Here is a 14,797-nt window from a genome sequence, read left to right as displayed (position 1 = left end):
GCGGCGCGGGCCGCAGTTTAGGGGGCAGTGGTTCCTGCTGCCGCAGGTCTTAGGCTTTGGCAATCACGACCGTGATCGCGTTGCACTTCGTCACTGGTGGGGGATGAAGGTGTACTTGTACTCGAGGAATTCGTCGATCCCAAGCACGCCGCCCTCACGTCCGATTCCGGACGCCTTAACGCCTCCCAGAGGCGCGGCGACGTCGGAGATGATGCCGGAGTTGATGCCTACCATTCCGACCTCCATCCGCCGGGCGACCCGGTGGGCTCGGGCGAGATCATTGGTCATGAGGTAACCGGCCAGCCCGTAGGCGGTGTCATTGGCGAGGGTAACGGCATCATCTTCGTCGGTGAACGAAATGATTGGTGCAACCGGCCCAAAGATCTCCTCTTGCATGAGCCGGGACTCGCGCGGCACGTTCGCGAGCACGGTGGGCGGGTAGAACGACCCTGCCCCCGAAGGGATGGCCCCGCCGGTGCGGATGTCGGCGCCACGGGATACGGCGTCATCCACGAGCGACTGAATGCGTTCGACGCTGGTGTCATCGATCATGGGGCCGATGTCCGTGCCCTTTTCCAGTCCATTGCCGACACGCAACGAGGCGAACTTCTCGGCCAGCCGGGCGGTGAGTTCCTCGGCGATGCTTTCGTGGACGAGAACGCGGTTGGCCGCGGTGCAGGCCTCGCCCATGTTGCGCATTTTGGCTGCGGTGATCTCTGTAACGGCATTGTCCAGGTCGACGTCGTCGAAGACGATGAACGGTGCGTTGCCGCCGAGCTCGAGTGAGGTCCGGATCATGTGGTCGGAGCACTGGCTGTGCAGCTTGCTGCCGACAAAGGTGGAACCGGTGAATGAAAGGTGGCGTACCTGTCCTTCGCTAAGGAGGGGTGCGACCAGAGCGCTGGAGCTGGAGGTCGTGATCACGTTGACCGTACCTGCCGGCGCACCTGCCTGCTCGAGAAGCTTCGCGAGGAACAGCATCGTCAAAGGGGTCTTTTCGGCGGGCTTGACGACGACGGCGCAGCCGGTGGCGATGGCGGGAGCGATCTTGCGCGCGCCCATGGCCAGGGGGAAGTTCCAGGGGGTGATGAGCAGCGACACTCCAACGGGTTCGCGGGACAGGACGATCTGTCCCCTGCCGCTGGGGGATTCGGCGTGCGATCCCTGTACACGCACGCCCTCCTGGGCGTACCACTGGAGGTAACCGGCGGAGTATTCGATTTCGCCGCGGGCTTCGGCCAGCGGCTTGCCCATTTCGGCGGTCATGATTGCCGCGAGCTCGTCCTTCGAGTCCAGCAGCAGCTTGTGTGCGGCGAGCAGGATGTCGGCGCGGGCGCGTGAGGACATCGCTGCGAAACCGGCCTGGGCGGCGTTGGCTGCGGCAACTGCGCGGCGTCCGTCTTCCGGGCTGGCATCGGGGATGGAGGCGATGGTTTCTCCGGTTGCCGGGTTCTTTACCTGGATGCGGGGCCGGTCGGGAAGGTCCTCCCAACGTCCGTTGATGAAGAGTTCGGTCTTCAGCCCTGCCGGGGCCTGGGTAATGGTGGTCATGACTGTCCTTTAGTACGAGGGGTGGTCTGGGGATCGAGGAGTTCGGCCAGATGCAGGCTCTTGCGGTCCGGGTCGAGCTGTTTGACCTGCATGGCACAGCTGAAACCGTCGGCGAGGACCGGCGTTTCCGCTGGGGTGTTTTTCAGGGCCGGGGCAAGGGCCTGTTCGGCGACTTTCATGGAAAGGTCGTAGTGGTTGGCTTCGAAGCCGAAGTTGCCGGCCACGCCGCAGCAGCCGGTGGCTTCATTGACGTTGGCCACGCCGAGGGCGGCGAGTGCCTTGCGCTGGACGGTCGCTCCGAAGGTCGAGTATTCGTGGCAGTGGGTCTGCACGGTAACTGCCTGCGGCACGACCGGCGGCTGCCAGCCGGCGTCGATCCATCCCTTTACCGCTTCGGCGAAGCTTTGGATGCGGTGTGAGACGCGTTCAGCTGCTTCGGTGCCGAGGAGTTCGGGGGCATCCTTCCGCAGTGCTGAGGCGCAGCTGGGTTCGATGACGACGATCGGCGTATCCGTGCCGTCATCAAGCTTCTCGACGGTTTTGGCCATCATCTTCTTGGCGGTGTCCAGCTGGCCGGTGGAGATCCAGGTCAGCCCGCAGCAGGCGTCGCTCTCGCAGGACACCTGACGTCCCGTGCCTTCGATAACGCGGGCAGCCGCCCCGGCCACTTCAGGGCGGAAACCTTTTGTGAACGAGTCGATGAACAACACCGTGTCTGCTGGGGCGCTGTTCTTGCTGAACGGTCCGAGCGCATCCTTAAGCATCTTGCGGGAGGCAAAATTCGGCATGGAACGCTTGGTGGTCAGGCCGCCGGCGGCGGCAACGACCTTGCCCAGGGGACTCCCCATGACGAGGTTGACGAGGGGGCTGATCACCGTGGTGAGCTTCAGCCAGCGCGGCAGCCATCCCAGGGAGAAGTGCGACATCGGCCGCATTTTGCCCTCGTAGTAGTGGGAGAAGAACTCGGACTTGTAAGTCGCCATGTCCACACCGGCAGGGCAGTCGTTGGAGCATGCCTTGCAGGCAAGGCAGAGGTCCAGGGTTTCGCGGACGTCCTCTGATTTCCAGCCCTCATCGATGCTTTTGGCACCGCGGACCATGTCCTGCAAGGCGCGGGAACGGCCGCGCGTGGAGTCCTTTTCATCCCCTGTGGCGCGGTAGCTGGGGCACATAACGCCACCGGCGTCTGAGCGGCACCGGCCCACGCCGATGCAGGCCTGGACGGCGTGGACCCAGGGGTCGGCGCCGGCTGCTGCAGCCTCGACGGGACGGAGCTCGAAGTGGGTCCGCCACTCGCGCTGGGGAATACCTTCGTGTGCCAGGTTGGCGTCCATCGGGTCGGCATCGGTAATGGATCCCGGGTTCAGGATGCCGGCTGTGTCCCAGAGGCCGCGGTAGGTCTCGAATGCGGTGATCATCTCGGGGGAGTACATGACGGGCAGAAATTCGGAGCGCGCGCGACCGTCGCCGTGTTCACCGGACAGTGAACCTCCATGCCACACCACCAGCTCTGCCGCGGCCTGGGTGAACTTGCGGAAAACCGTCCGGCCTTCTTCGCTGCGCAGGTCGTAGGTGATGCGGATGTGCATGCAGCCGGCACCAAAGTGCCCGTACATGATCCCGGTCAGGCCGTATTCGTTCAGGAGCTTGCGGAAGTCAGCCAGGTAGGCGGCAAGGTTTTTCGGGGCGACGGCGGAGTCCTCCCAGCCGGCCTGGGATTCGCCGCCGCTTGCCGGGCGGGAGGAGAGGCCAGCTCCGTCTTCACGGACCCGCCAGAGCGTTGCCCGCTGCACCAGGTCGGGCACGGCGCGTCCATCAACGAGCCGCCCGTTGGCGGCCAGGCGTTCAAGGAGCCGTTCAGCTTCGCGGGCTACTTGATCGGGGTTGTCTCCATCCAGGTCGACATAGAGGAATGCTTTGCCCTCGGGCAGGCCGAGGACCGAGTCCGGTCCGCGGCGCAGCCGCATCGTGTCAACGATGGCTTCATCGATTCCTTCAACGGCCGCGGGGGCAAATTCCAGAATGGTTTCGATATCTTTGGCTGCGTCCACGACGTCGGCGTAGCCCAGGCATACCAGCAGCGCGCTGGGCGCCTTGGGTACAAGCTTCATGCGGGCGCGGACAACTACGGCGCAGGTGCCTTCTGTTCCTACCAGCGCGCGGGCAACATTGAGCCCGTTCTCGGGCAGGAGGTTGGCCAGGTGGTAACCGGACACTTGGCGCTGGATGCGGCCAAGCTCGACGCGGAAGGCTGCCAGGTTGTCCTGGGCCAGCTGCTTGAGCTCCTCACCCAGTTCGAAGGCACGGGAGACGGAGAATGCATCGGCGGGGTCGGTTGCGCGAAGGCCGGTGACCGTGGCGGTCAACTGAGCGCCGTCAGACGTAATGACGTCGATCTCCACGACGTGGTCGGAGGTCCGGCCGTAGCGTACGGAGTGGTTGCCGCAGGCGTCGTTGCCGATGGAGCCGCCGATGGTGGCGCGGTTCTTTGACGAAGGGTCCGGCGCGAATGTGAGTCTGCCACCGGTGGCAGTCTCGGTCTCCCGGCTGAGGTTGGAGAGGATGACGCCGGCCTCGACGTCGGCGGTGTTGGTGGCTGCGTCTATGCTGATGATCCGGTTCATGTGCCGGGAGAAGTCCAGCACGATGCCGGGGCCGATGGCGTTGCCGGCCATGGATGTCCCTCCGCCCCGGCTGACCAGGGGCGTCCCGGTTTCCCGGCATGCCGCCAGGGCAGCGACGACATCCTGGGCATTGCGCGGGAAGACCACGCCTACGGGCGGGAGCCGGTAGTTGGACGCGTCATAGGAGTACGTGGCGATCCTGTGGCCCGACGTTTCGGCGGGCACGCCCGCAGCTTCGAGCAGGTCAAGGACCGGTGCACGCCCCGGGGCGGAGAGGACATTGTGGGTCATGGCGTTTCTTAGACTCCAGCTTCGGCGGGCACAGCGCCCACAACGGCGGCAACTGCCGCTTCAAAACGGGACAGGCCGGCTTCGATTTCGCCCTCGGTGACAACCAGGGCAGGGATAAGGCGGACGACGTTGCCTTCCGGGCCGCAGGTGAGGGTGAGGAGCTTTTGTTCGGTGGTTGCCTGCTGCACGGCGGCGGCGGTGGCGGCGTCGGGGGTACCGTCTTCGGAGGTGAATTCGATGCCCTGCATCAGGCCCAGGCCGCGGACGTTGCCGATCACGGGGAAACGGCTCTGGATCGCTTTCAGGCCTGCCTGCAACTGGTCGCCGCGGACACGTGAGTTTTCCACCAGGCCTTCTTCTTCCACTACGCCCAGGGTGGCGACGCCTGCAGCGGCCGCGACGGCGTTGCCGCCGTAGGTGCCGCCCTGGGAGCCTGGCCATGCCTTGGACATGGTTTCGGTGGAGGCTGCAATCGCGGAGATCGGGAAGCCTGAGGCGATGCCCTTGGCGGTGATGATGATGTCGGGGGTGGCGGTTGAGTGCTGGTGGCCCCAGAACTTGCCGGTGCGGCCGACGCCGGCCTGGACTTCGTCGAAGATCAGCTTGATGCCGTGCTGGTCAGCACGCTCGCGCAGGCCTTCCATGAATGCCGGGGGAGTGGGCAGGTACCCGCCGTCACCAAGTGCCGGTTCAATGAGGAATGCGGCGGTGTCATTGGGTGCGGTGCGGGTCTTGAGCAGGTAGTCCAGTTCCCGGAGTGCGAATTCGACTGCCGTGGCTTCGTCCCAGCCGTACCGGTAGGCGTACGGGAAGGCGGACATGTGCACACCGGCCATGAGCGGGGCGTAGCCCGCGGAGAACTTGGTGCCCGCGGTGGTGAGGGAGGCTGCAGCGACGGTGCGGCCGTGGAACCCGCCCTGGAAGACAACAATGTTGGGCCGGCCGGTGGCCATACGGGCCAGTCGGATGGCTGCTTCGACTGCCTCAGATCCTGAGTTGGCGTAAAACACGGAGTCCAGACCTGCGGGCAGGACGTCTCCGAGTTTTTCAGTCAGTTCCAGCAGGGGCTTGTGCATCACGGTTGTGTACTGGGCGTGAATGATCTTGCCGACCTGCTCCCGGGCGGCTGCGACAACCTTGGGGTGGCAGTGGCCTGTGCTGGTCACCCCGATGCCGGTGGTGAAGTCCAGGTACTCGTTGCCGTCGGTGGCGTAAATCCAGCTGCCGAGGGCATGGTCGACAACCACTGGGGTTGCTTGCTTGAGGATGGGGCTGAGGGAAGTCATGGGGGTTACACCTTCATGCGATAGTGGTGCGGCCAGCACCCTGCGTTGCCTCTAGGGGCGTCAAGGGTGCTGGCCGCGGGTTCGAGTAAGCCGGTGGCTTATTTGGAGGCGACGGTCTCGGAGACCGCAGCGTCTGCGAATTCGGCCATGGAGTTGAAGGTCCAGTCGGGGGTGATGTCAGCCCCGGGGTCGGGAGTCGCTCCCCAGCCGGGACGGTTGTGGCGGCGGTTGATCCAGACGCCCTTAAGGCCTGCCTTCCTGCCGGGTACATGGTCGTGGAAGAGGCTCTGGGCCACGTGCAGGACCTTCAGGCCCTCACTGTCGACGTATTCCTTCAGAGCGTCGAAGTTCTTGGATGCCGGTTTGTAGCTGCCGACTTCCTCGGCGGTGATAATGCGGTCGAACTCGACGCCCAGGCGGGCGTTGCTGCCGGCGAAGCTCTTCTTGTCGATATTGGAAAGGATGATCAGCTTGAACCGGGTGGCCAGCTTGCGAAGGGCTTCGGTGGAATCCGGGAAGGCCGGCCAGTCCGGGACAGAGGAAGCGAGCTTGTCTGCATCCGTGTCGGAAACGGGAATACCGAGCTTGGCGCCGGTGGCACGGAATGCCTCTGCCAGGACCTGAGGGTAGAGGGCCGTCGGCTTTTCCTGCTCCACGCGGGCTTCCTCGTCCGCGTACGCGAGCAGCAGGTCTTCGTCCGTCAGTTCCGGCCTGGCGGCACGGCCCCAGGGCCCGAGGACCGCGGCGATGCCGGCTTCCCAGTCGATGAGTGTGCCGTAGCAGTCGAAGCTAAGAGCGTCGAATTCTTCGAACATTGTGCTTTCCCTTTGGTGGTGTGAGGTGAGGATGCCGACATTGTCTGCACTCTCAAAGGTGGGTGAAACTCGTCGGGATTGGGGGTTCTTTAGCGAACCTTTCCGCCTAGTTCCATTGTGGTTTCACGATTGCCTGATTGTCAACAATCCTACGGAAAAATTATTAGTGAAGGATGTCTTTGTTGCGGGTTTCCGGGAGGGACCAGACCGCGAAGAGGGCAAGTGCTGCGCCAATGCTGCCCACGATCATGATGGCGTTGCCGAGGCCGATGCTGGCGGTGAACAGGCCGATCGAGAGCGGGCCGAAGGCGGCTACGCCACGGCCAACGTTGTAGGCGAACCCTTGTCCGGTTGCTCGCATCTGCGTTGGGAACAGTTCCGCGAGGAATGCGCCCAGGCCACCGGCCTGGCCTGATGCGAAGAAGCCCAGGAAGAAGCACACAGGCAGAGCAATCAAGGGCTGGGCCGCCGGGGTAAGGACGAACAGGACGATGCTGGCGATGGAGGCCAGGAAGAAGAATGTGAAGGTGGGGCGACGTCCGAACCGGTCATGGATGTGCCCGGAGATGACGTAGCCGAGGAAGGATCCGATGATGACGGTCCACGTGTAGGTGGCGGTGCCGACGACGCTGAGTCCGCGTTCCGTCTTCAAAAAGAGGGGGAGGAAGACAAAGACTGAGTAGTAGATGCCCTGGACGCCCATGCCAAGAACAGTGGCCAGGATGGTGGTGCGGATCTGGCCGCGGCTGAAGAGCATCGTCAGGGGCAGTTTGGCGCCCTTTTCCTTGGGTGCGACCTGGACTTTGTCCTTAACGGTGCGGCGGATCCAGAAGGCCACGATTGCCGGTATCACGCCAATGAAGAACAGGTAGCGCCATCCCACTGCGGGGTCAGTGACGGAGAAGACCCACAGGTAGATTGCGGTGGACAGCGCCCAGCCCAGTGCGTAGCAGCTGTGGATGGCGGAGAGGATACGCCCGCGCTTGTGGGAGGGTGCGTATTCGGAGACGAGAGCGGCGCCGACGGCCCATTCTGCACCGAAGGCGAGGCCTTCGAGGACGCGCCAGATAGCGAATTGGGTTACGTCCTGGGAGGTGGCGGTGAGGCCCGTGAAGATGCAGTAGCCGAGGATGACCCAGGTCAGCGTCCGTACGCGGCCGAAGCGGTCGGCGAGGACGCCGCCAAGGGCGCCGCCGAACGCCGAGGCGACGATACTGATGGCTGTGATCCAGCCGGCTGTGGTGGACGTGAAGCCGAGGACGGGTCCTACGGCGGTGAGCGCGAATCCGTAGATGGTCCAGGTGAGGCCGTCCAGGCCCCAGCCGATGCCGGCGGCGACGTAGGCTTTGCGGGCTTGCGCTGCCTCCAACTTATCCGGTGGTGAAATGGTGCTGCTGCTGGTTGTCATGGTCTTGTCCTTAATTCAGTTGGGGGCTAGGCGCCGCGGTTGTCGCGAAGGATGCGGCCTTCGCTCATGACGAGCTGGAAGGTGCTCTTGTCCTGCAGTGAGGTGATGTCGGCGAGGGGGTCGCGCGAGAGGACGATCAGGTCTGCGAGCTTTCCTTCCTCGACGGTGCCGAGGTCCTGGCTCATTCCGATAAGTTCGGCGTTGGTGAGGGTGGCGGCGGTGATGGTGGCCAGGGGGCCCAAAACCCGTGCTTTAAGTTCGAGTTCGTAGGTTTTGTAGCCCTGGTGGGGTCCCAGGACGTCGGAGCCGGAGGCGATTTTGACGCCGCGGTCCTTGAGGATTTCGAGTGCTTCGTAGGCGGTCCCGAGAACTTTTTTGACCATGGTGACCTGGTCTTCGGGCATGCCGCCGGCCAGGCCGTCGCGCAGCAGGAGTTCGTAGGTGGCGATGGTCGGGACGGCGAAGACGCCGGACTCCTTCATTGCATCGGCTGCTTCTTCGTCGACACCGTTGCCGTGTTCGATGCTTCGGATTCCGGCGGCAACGCAGGCGAGGATTGACTGGGGTGTGTAGGCGTGCGCCATGACGTATTTGTCCTGTGCCCTGGCCTCGTAGACGATGGCGTTCATTTCTTCATCCGTGAACTGGCAGTGATCGACGCTGTCGGTGGGGGAGGTGCAACCGCCGCTGGCCATGATCTTTATCTGGTCTGCTCCCCGGCGAAGGACTTCCCTGGCCGCCCGGCGGCAGCCATCGGGTCCGTCGGCCACGAGCCCTGGATGGTAAATTCCGTCAGCCTGGCGGTAGTCGTCTTCTTCCCGGGTACGGAAATCGCTGTGGCCGCCGGTCTGGCTGAGCGGGGCGATGGCCAGGCGCATTCTGGGCCCGTCGGCACTGCCTTCCTGTACGGCCTGCTTGAAACCGTAGTCTGTGAACCCGGCATCCCTGATGGTGGTGATTCCGTAGTCCAGGCATTCGCTGAGGGCACGGAAACCGCGGGCAGCGTTCACTGCCTTGGGAAGCAGGTGCACTTTATTCAGGTAGTCGCCGGCAGAGATGTGGGTGTGGGTATCGATCAACGCGGGCATGACGGTCATTCCTGAGCCGTCGATCATGGTCGCGCCAGCGTGTGAAATCGGCTGGCGGGACACCTTGACGATGCGGGAGCCTTCAACGTGGATAAACACGTTGTCTTCCGGATCGCTGCCGTCGCCTTTGATCAGCCTGGCATTGGCGAGGATGGTTGACGAGGTCATTTTCAGTCTCCTGCAGGAAATTGTCGGATTGTTGACTGAAACTCTATGAGCCGCGTCACGCCAGTCCTATGGACGCTGGACCAGTGATCTTCACCGCCTGTTCAACGCCCGTTCAGTTCCGGCCGCGCACCATGCTGGTGGCATGCGAAGTCAGGCGCGGGGAAGGAACCCAGGCTGCCCGGTGGTCAGCCGGACCGAGAGCTGACGTTCCCCATACACCGGCGTGAAATCAATGTCAGCGCCGATGGACGTTTCTTCGGCCCAGCCGATGGGCGGTTCGAGAGCGTCGAGATATCCGCTCATGCCCTTGATAAGGGCATCGCGTTCAGGGGCAACCAGCCAGCTGTCATAGGCATTGGTGTCCGGCCACAGGGAGCCGACGGCGATTGTGGCGGCGCTGTTTCTGGGGTGGGCTAGTGCCCCGAGAAGCAGTCCGTAGGGGACGGCTGCTTCGATGACGCCTTCCCTGCGGTAGTACTCCACCAGGGGCTCCAAGGAGCCAGGGGTAGGGCGAAGAATAAGGTAGGTGAGGATCATGTGGGGGCCTTTCCGGCATACTGCGCTTAGGACAGGGCGTGCTGCCATTTCGGCGCGTTGATCAGTTTGAGCGCTTCAAGCGAGAGCTGGATGGTGAGGCGGTCTGACCCCGATTCGAGGTTCAGGCCAGTGGCTTCTTCGAATTTGCGCAGCCTGTAGTAAAGCGTGCCGCGGTGGATGTGGAGACTGTTGGCCACGAGGTCCGGCTTGCGTCCTTGTTCAAGGTAGTGGGCAACAGTATCGATGAGCTCAGCGTCCGATGGAGCGAGGGCGGTGATTTTGTCGTGGGTGATGTCTGTGAGGACTTCAGGGGTTTGCAGTGCCAGGACCTTGATCGGACCCAGGTCATTCCATGCAGTCATGGGGGGAGGTGTCCTTTGGACTGATGCGGAACGAAGCGCTCCGAAGGCTTGGCGGTAGGAGCGGGCCAGCTGCATCGGATGCTGAACGGCACTTCCGGCTGCCGCCAGGGGCCGTGGACAACAAGGGGTAAGGTCGGCCAGGACTTGGATGTTGGGCGGGTTTTCTGCTGCTTCTATCAGGAATGCGTGGTGATCCTCGAATCTGCAGGTGACAATACGTGCCCCTGCCGCCAAGGTCGCCCCTCGCATCGGCTCGGGGGCACGGCTGCCCCCTGCCAGAGGATGCCCCGGGTGGTTGAGCGTCGCGGTCACGGCAATTGTCCACGCTTGAGCGGTCCGGTTCCCGCGGTCGAACAGCTCCACTGCTGCTGTTGACTTCTCGCTGTCAGTGCCGGTGAGGAGATGGCGCAGGTGCGCTCCGGCTGCCATGGCTGATTCTTCCGCCGCCTGCATGATGCGGCTGATCTCGCCCACCTGGGGGGACAGTGCGGTCAGTGCGGGCATAGTGCAGCTGCCGTCCGGATCAAGGATGCATAGGAATGCGATGATTCGGCTGCCTGTGTGGACTGGGACGACCCATCTGGACATTGCCTCTTTTTCCGGAATACCGGGAACGAAGACAGGTGCCGTGGTTCCCCCAACGCCGGCTTTCCGGAACCACCGCACAACCCAGTCATCCGTGTCCCGGCTTAACAGCGATTTTGACCGGACAGCGTCGATGATTGCTCCGGAATGGGGGCTGAAAACGATTGACTGCAGCTCTGGAGTAGTCAGTGAAACCGGGAGGCCAAGGATCTGGGCGAGGTCGTTCACCCGCATCTGCAGGTCATCAAGCATGACTCTGCTCCTTCGCTGTTTGCAGGGTGTTAGGCGCTGTGAACGAGGGGAGTCCCCGAGCCATTAGGCAGCAGACGGTCCAGTGCGTCATCCTTGTGGGCGTCGAGCCGAGTCATGACCAGCAGGTGGTCGCCGTCCCGAAGTGCTTCGGCAATGGCCCGGTGTTCGGCAACACGGACAGCCTCGTCGTCATAGCGGCCTTCAAGCCGGTTCAGGCACATCCGCGTTTCTGTGAGCAGGGTGCCATGCATCCTTGAGAGCCGCGGGCTTGATGCCATGGCCACCAGGGATTCATGGAATGCGATGTCGGCTTCCGACATCGCCTCGGGATCGTGGCTCAATCTGGCCTCCTCCATATCCCCAACGCGCTCCAGAAGTTCCTGGCCTGCCCGCTGGCAGTCGGTTGCGAGAAGGATGCCGACGGCGGCCTTTTCAACGGCAGTCCGCGCCTCATAAATGTCCCGGATGTCGGCCTCTCCGAATTCGGCGACGAAGACCCCGCGATTTCTGATGCTGACCAGAAGCCCCTCCTGAGTGAGGCGGTTAATGGCTTCCCTAACCGGTCCCCGGCTCACTCCCAGCTTGCCGGCGATGTCCATCTCGACGAGTTGAGCACCTGGCTGCATCGTCCCCTGGGCGATCAGCGATCGGAGCTGCGCTGCAATCATTGCGGGCGCAGACTCCTGGGCGAGAGGTTGCAGCCCTTCACGGCTTTTCATGTGTTCTCCTCAGCGGGACAGGGCGAAAGTATTGTCAACAATCATACTTGAGCGCCTTCGCCCTGACTAGAGGAATGTCTTATTGTTGACAATACTACGTGGCGCGAACCACAATCTTTGGAAGCCCCTGCTGCCTGCTCCCCGGCAGTACATCCTTCGGCCCGAATCCTGGCCGACCTCTACTTCAGGAGACCCATGTCTAGACCTGCGTTTCACTCGGTGCTGAGTCGCAAACCCATCGACGAAATTACTGATGAAGGCTCACACGGTGGCCTGCTGAAGACCTTGGGTCTGTGGCAGCTGACGGCCATCGGTGTCGGCGGCATCATCGGAGTCGGCATCTTCACACTTGCAGGCGTAGTGGCTCGGGGCGACGGCGTCAATCCTGCCGTCGGGCCAGCCGTCATCATCTCGTTCCTGATTGCGGGGCTTGCCAGCGCGGCAGCTGCTCTCTCCTACGCCGAGTTCGCCGGCATGATCCCCCGGGCCGGCTCTGCCTACACCTACGGATACGTCGCACTGGGTGAAATCATCGGATGGTTCATCGGCTGGGACCTCTTACTGGAATACACAGCCATTGTGTCCGTTGTTGCCATCGGCATTTCCGGTTATGCCTCCGCATTCCTCGCCGGCGTCGGGATCCCCTTGCCGGCTGAACTGGCTTACGCCCGGACCCCCGAGACGCCCGATGGAGTCGTCAATGTCCCGGCCATCCTCACCTGCCTCATTGTCACCTGGATCCTCAGCCGCGGCTCCAAGAGTTTCGGGCGTTTTGAACTGGTAGCGGTCGGCCTGAAAATCCTCGTCATTGTGGCCATCATCGGGATCGGCGTCTTCCACGTCCACGCAGACAATTTCACCCCGTTTATGCCCAGCGGCTTCGGCCCGGTCCTGGCAGGATCAGCGACAGTATTCTTCGCAGTGTTCGGTTACGACGCGATGAGCACCGCGGCAGAAGAGGCCGTCGACGGCAAGAAGCACATGCCCAAGGCCATCCTGTTGTCCCTGGCCATCGCCATGGTGCTGTATGTCCTGGCCACCGTGGTGTTGACCGGGATGCAGAAATACACCGAGATCAACCCGAAGAGTGCGTTTGCTTCCGCCTTCGATGCGGTAGGCATGCCAACCATCGCCACGATTATTTCCGCCTTTGCCGTTGTCTCCATCCTGACTGTCATGCTCACTTTCATGCTCGGCGTCACCCGGGTCTGGTACTCCATGAGCCGGGACGGACTGCTGCCGAAGTGGTTCGCCAAAACGGACGCAAAGCGCGGTGTCCCGCAGCGAACCACCTGGATCGTGGGGGTCGTCTCCGCACTCCTGGCCGGTGTCTTCCCCATCCGCGTGGTGGCAGACTTGACCAATATCGGCATCCTCGCCGCCTTCGTCGTTGTATGCGCCTCGGTCATCGTCCTCAGGAAGACCAGGCCTGACGCTCCCCGCACCTTCCGCCTGCCCTTGATGCCCCTCGTCCCCGCCTTCGGCGTGCTCGCCTCGTTCTTCCTGATGCTCCAGCTCCACTGGGACACCTGGCTCCGCTTCGGCGTCTGGCTCGTTATTGGCCTGACGATCTACTGGTTCTACGGACGGAAGCACTCCTTGCTGAACCCAGCCAGCCCCCGCCATGCCGTCCCGGCGGACTTCATCGATGGCGCGAAGTTCAGCAGCCTGGAAAGAGACAGGACGTGATCATGGCTAAAACTCCACAGCACACGCGCAGCACCTTGGCCGCCCTGAGCTGGCCTGTGGCGCGCAGAGAAGACCTGACGGCCGAAACGGGATCACATTGCCCACGCACCGGACTATGGTCCCCGGCGCAGGACGCTGGCAAGAGAATCCCGCTAAGCAGAGGAACCATGATGCCTGCCCGCGACGGCGCACCTGTCCTCTGGACCTACCAGGGGCGCATTCGCGCCCAAAACCCACCACCACAGAATCAGCAGGAGCAATCATGAGCCCTGAAACGGAAAACCCCGCCTCCACCCTCACGGGCAGCAGCCGCGTGAAGCGGGGCATGGCTGAGATGCTCAAGGGCGGGGTCATCATGGACGTCGTCAACGTCGAGCAGGCCCGCATCGCCGAGGATGCCGGTGCTGTTGCTGTGATGGCGCTGGAACGTGTTCCGGCCGATATCCGTGCCCAGGGCGGGGTGTCCCGGATGTCCGATCCGGACATGATCGACCAGATCATCGACGCCGTGTCCATCCCGGTGATGGCCAAGGCCCGGATCGGCCACTTCGTCGAAGCGCAGGTCCTGCAGTCCCTGGGCGTGGACTACATTGACGAGTCCGAGGTCCTGACCCCGGCTGACTACGTCAATCACATCGACAAGTGGAAGTTCAAGGTTCCGTTCGTCTGTGGTGCCACCAACCTTGGTGAGGCGCTGCGCCGCATCAACGAGGGTGCTGCGATGATCCGTTCCAAGGGCGAGGCCGGCACCGGCGACGTCTCCAACGCCACCGGGCACATGCGCCAGATCCGTTCCGAGATCGCCAAGCTCGCCGCCCTGGCCGAGGACGAGCTGTACGTTGCGGCCAAGGAACTGCAGGCCCCGTACGAACTGGTCAAGGAAGTCGCCGCTGCCGGCAAGCTTCCGGTGGTGCTGTTCACCGCCGGCGGCATTGCCACCCCGGCTGACGCTGCCATGATGATGCAGCTCGGCGCTGACGGCGTGTTCGTTGGTTCCGGCATCTTCAAATCCGGCAACCCGGCCCAGCGCGCGGCCGCCGTCGTGAAGGCCACCACCTTCTTCGATGACCCCGACGTCATCGCCAAGGCCTCCCGCGGCCTGGGCGAAGCCATGGTGGGCATAAACGTTGACGAAATCCCCCAACCCCACCGCCTCGCCCAACGCGGCTGGTAGAGGAGCAACCGATGAAAGAAAGCAAGTTTGCCATGAGTCCCTATGAGTGGACTGAACTGGATGCCGACCACCGCGTGACCGTTCACACCGGTGAGGGGGGGACCCTCTGCGGCTCGGTCGACGTGGTCGCCGACGACGCTTCCATCTTCTGGCTCTGGCTGGACAACGGAGGCGGGCGAGTTGCAATACACGAGGGCGATGACGTCAAGGTGTGGCGAACGAAATAGGCCCGGAAGCATGACTGGTCT

At 63.1% G+C, this 14,797-nt stretch carries 12 protein-coding genes; 3 read left to right on the top strand and 9 right to left on the bottom strand.

What is annotated here, in order from left to right:
- Nucleotides 1-90: 90 nt before the first annotated feature.
- The 9 genes from AC3A4Z_RS07775 to AC3A4Z_RS07735 form a co-directional block, all read right to left on the bottom strand.
- Complete coding sequence (locus tag AC3A4Z_RS07775; protein WP_498711042.1) at nt 91-1,551, bottom strand: NAD-dependent succinate-semialdehyde dehydrogenase; 1,461 nt, start codon at nt 1,549-1,551, stop codon at nt 91-93.
- Nucleotides 1,548-4,466 (bottom strand): FAD-binding and (Fe-S)-binding domain-containing protein, encoded by a 2,919-nt coding sequence (locus AC3A4Z_RS07770; protein WP_498711041.1) that lies wholly within the window; start codon nt 4,464-4,466, stop codon nt 1,548-1,550. Before AC3A4Z_RS07770 ends, AC3A4Z_RS07775 begins: the two co-directional genes overlap by 4 nt.
- Before the next feature lie 8 nt (nt 4,467-4,474).
- Nucleotides 4,475-5,752, bottom strand: coding sequence for an aspartate aminotransferase family protein (locus AC3A4Z_RS07765; RefSeq protein ID WP_498711040.1), 1,278 nt, complete (start codon nt 5,750-5,752; stop codon nt 4,475-4,477).
- A gap of 98 nt (nt 5,753-5,850) precedes the next feature.
- On the bottom strand, nt 5,851-6,567 hold the full coding sequence (locus AC3A4Z_RS07760) for a haloacid dehalogenase type II (protein ID WP_498711039.1): 717 nt from the start codon (nt 6,565-6,567) through the stop codon (nt 5,851-5,853).
- Nucleotides 6,568-6,730: 163 nt separating this feature from the next.
- Nucleotides 6,731-7,975, bottom strand: coding sequence for an MFS transporter (locus tag AC3A4Z_RS07755; RefSeq protein ID WP_498711038.1), 1,245 nt, complete (start codon nt 7,973-7,975; stop codon nt 6,731-6,733).
- Nucleotides 7,976-8,001: 26 nt separating this feature from the next.
- Nucleotides 8,002-9,231: a metal-dependent hydrolase family protein gene (locus AC3A4Z_RS07750; RefSeq protein WP_498711037.1), complete on the bottom strand. Its 1,230-nt coding sequence runs from the start codon at nt 9,229-9,231 to the stop codon at nt 8,002-8,004.
- 150 nt (nt 9,232-9,381) lie between these two features.
- The gene (locus AC3A4Z_RS07745; RefSeq protein WP_498711036.1) at nt 9,382-9,768 is read right to left on the bottom strand and encodes a hypothetical protein; all 387 of its coding nucleotides are present in this window, start codon (nt 9,766-9,768) and stop codon (nt 9,382-9,384) included.
- Nucleotides 9,769-9,794: 26 nt separating this feature from the next.
- Nucleotides 9,795-10,967, bottom strand: a complete 1,173-nt coding sequence (locus AC3A4Z_RS07740; RefSeq protein WP_498711035.1) for a PucR family transcriptional regulator — start codon at nt 10,965-10,967, stop codon at nt 9,795-9,797.
- 29 nt (nt 10,968-10,996) lie between these two features.
- On the bottom strand, nt 10,997-11,686 hold the full coding sequence (locus AC3A4Z_RS07735; protein ID WP_498711034.1) for a GntR family transcriptional regulator: 690 nt from the start codon (nt 11,684-11,686) through the stop codon (nt 10,997-10,999).
- Nucleotides 11,687-11,881: 195 nt separating this feature from the next.
- On the opposite strand from AC3A4Z_RS07735, the gene AC3A4Z_RS07730 reads away from it, so the two are divergent.
- The 3 genes from AC3A4Z_RS07730 to AC3A4Z_RS07720 all read left to right on the top strand — a co-directional run bounded on the left by AC3A4Z_RS07730 (nt 11,882) and on the right by AC3A4Z_RS07720 (nt 14,776).
- On the top strand, nt 11,882-13,375 hold the full coding sequence (locus tag AC3A4Z_RS07730) for an amino acid permease (RefSeq protein ID WP_498711033.1): 1,494 nt from the start codon (nt 11,882-11,884) through the stop codon (nt 13,373-13,375).
- A gap of 262 nt (nt 13,376-13,637) precedes the next feature.
- Nucleotides 13,638-14,549, top strand: a complete 912-nt coding sequence (pdxS, locus tag AC3A4Z_RS07725) for a pyridoxal 5'-phosphate synthase lyase subunit PdxS (protein ID WP_498711032.1) — start codon at nt 13,638-13,640, stop codon at nt 14,547-14,549.
- Between the two features lie 11 nt (nt 14,550-14,560).
- Nucleotides 14,561-14,776 carry a hypothetical protein gene (locus AC3A4Z_RS07720; protein WP_498711031.1) on the top strand — a complete coding sequence of 72 codons (216 nt, stop codon included), beginning with the start codon at nt 14,561-14,563 and terminating at the stop codon, nt 14,774-14,776.
- The last annotated feature ends 21 nt before the right edge of the window (nt 14,777-14,797 follow it).

The sequence above is a fragment of the Arthrobacter sp. Soil_C_49 genome (assembly GCF_057656635.1).
The sequence above is the reverse complement of the archived record's forward strand: the minus strand, read 5'-3'. Positions and strand labels throughout refer to the sequence as shown.

Bases quoted from the DNA above. Each gene is read 5' to 3' on its own strand.
- AC3A4Z_RS07750 (WP_498711037.1), bottom strand. From the start codon at position 9,231: ATGACCTCGTCAACCATCCTCGCCAATGCCAGGCTGATCAAAGGCGAC.
- AC3A4Z_RS07740 (WP_498711035.1), bottom strand. From the start codon at position 10,967: ATGCTTGATGACCTGCAGATGCGGGTGAACGACCTCGCCCAGATCCTT.
- AC3A4Z_RS07735 (WP_498711034.1), bottom strand. From the start codon at position 11,686: ATGAAAAGCCGTGAAGGGCTGCAACCTCTCGCCCAGGAGTCTGCGCCC.
- AC3A4Z_RS07720 (WP_498711031.1), top strand. From the start codon at position 14,561: ATGAAAGAAAGCAAGTTTGCCATGAGTCCCTATGAGTGGACTGAACTG.
- AC3A4Z_RS07765 (WP_498711040.1), bottom strand. From the start codon at position 5,752: ATGACTTCCCTCAGCCCCATCCTCAAGCAAGCAACCCCAGTGGTTGTC.
- AC3A4Z_RS07745 (WP_498711036.1), bottom strand. From the start codon at position 9,768: ATGATCCTCACCTACCTTATTCTTCGCCCTACCCCTGGCTCCTTGGAG.
- AC3A4Z_RS07760 (WP_498711039.1), bottom strand. From the start codon at position 6,567: ATGTTCGAAGAATTCGACGCTCTTAGCTTCGACTGCTACGGCACACTC.
- AC3A4Z_RS07755 (WP_498711038.1), bottom strand. From the start codon at position 7,975: ATGACAACCAGCAGCAGCACCATTTCACCACCGGATAAGTTGGAGGCA.
- pdxS (WP_498711032.1), top strand. From the start codon at position 13,638: ATGAGCCCTGAAACGGAAAACCCCGCCTCCACCCTCACGGGCAGCAGC.
- AC3A4Z_RS07730 (WP_498711033.1), top strand. From the start codon at position 11,882: ATGTCTAGACCTGCGTTTCACTCGGTGCTGAGTCGCAAACCCATCGAC.
- AC3A4Z_RS07775 (WP_498711042.1), bottom strand. From the start codon at position 1,551: ATGACCACCATTACCCAGGCCCCGGCAGGGCTGAAGACCGAACTCTTC.
- AC3A4Z_RS07770 (WP_498711041.1), bottom strand. From the start codon at position 4,466: ATGACCCACAATGTCCTCTCCGCCCCGGGGCGTGCACCGGTCCTTGAC.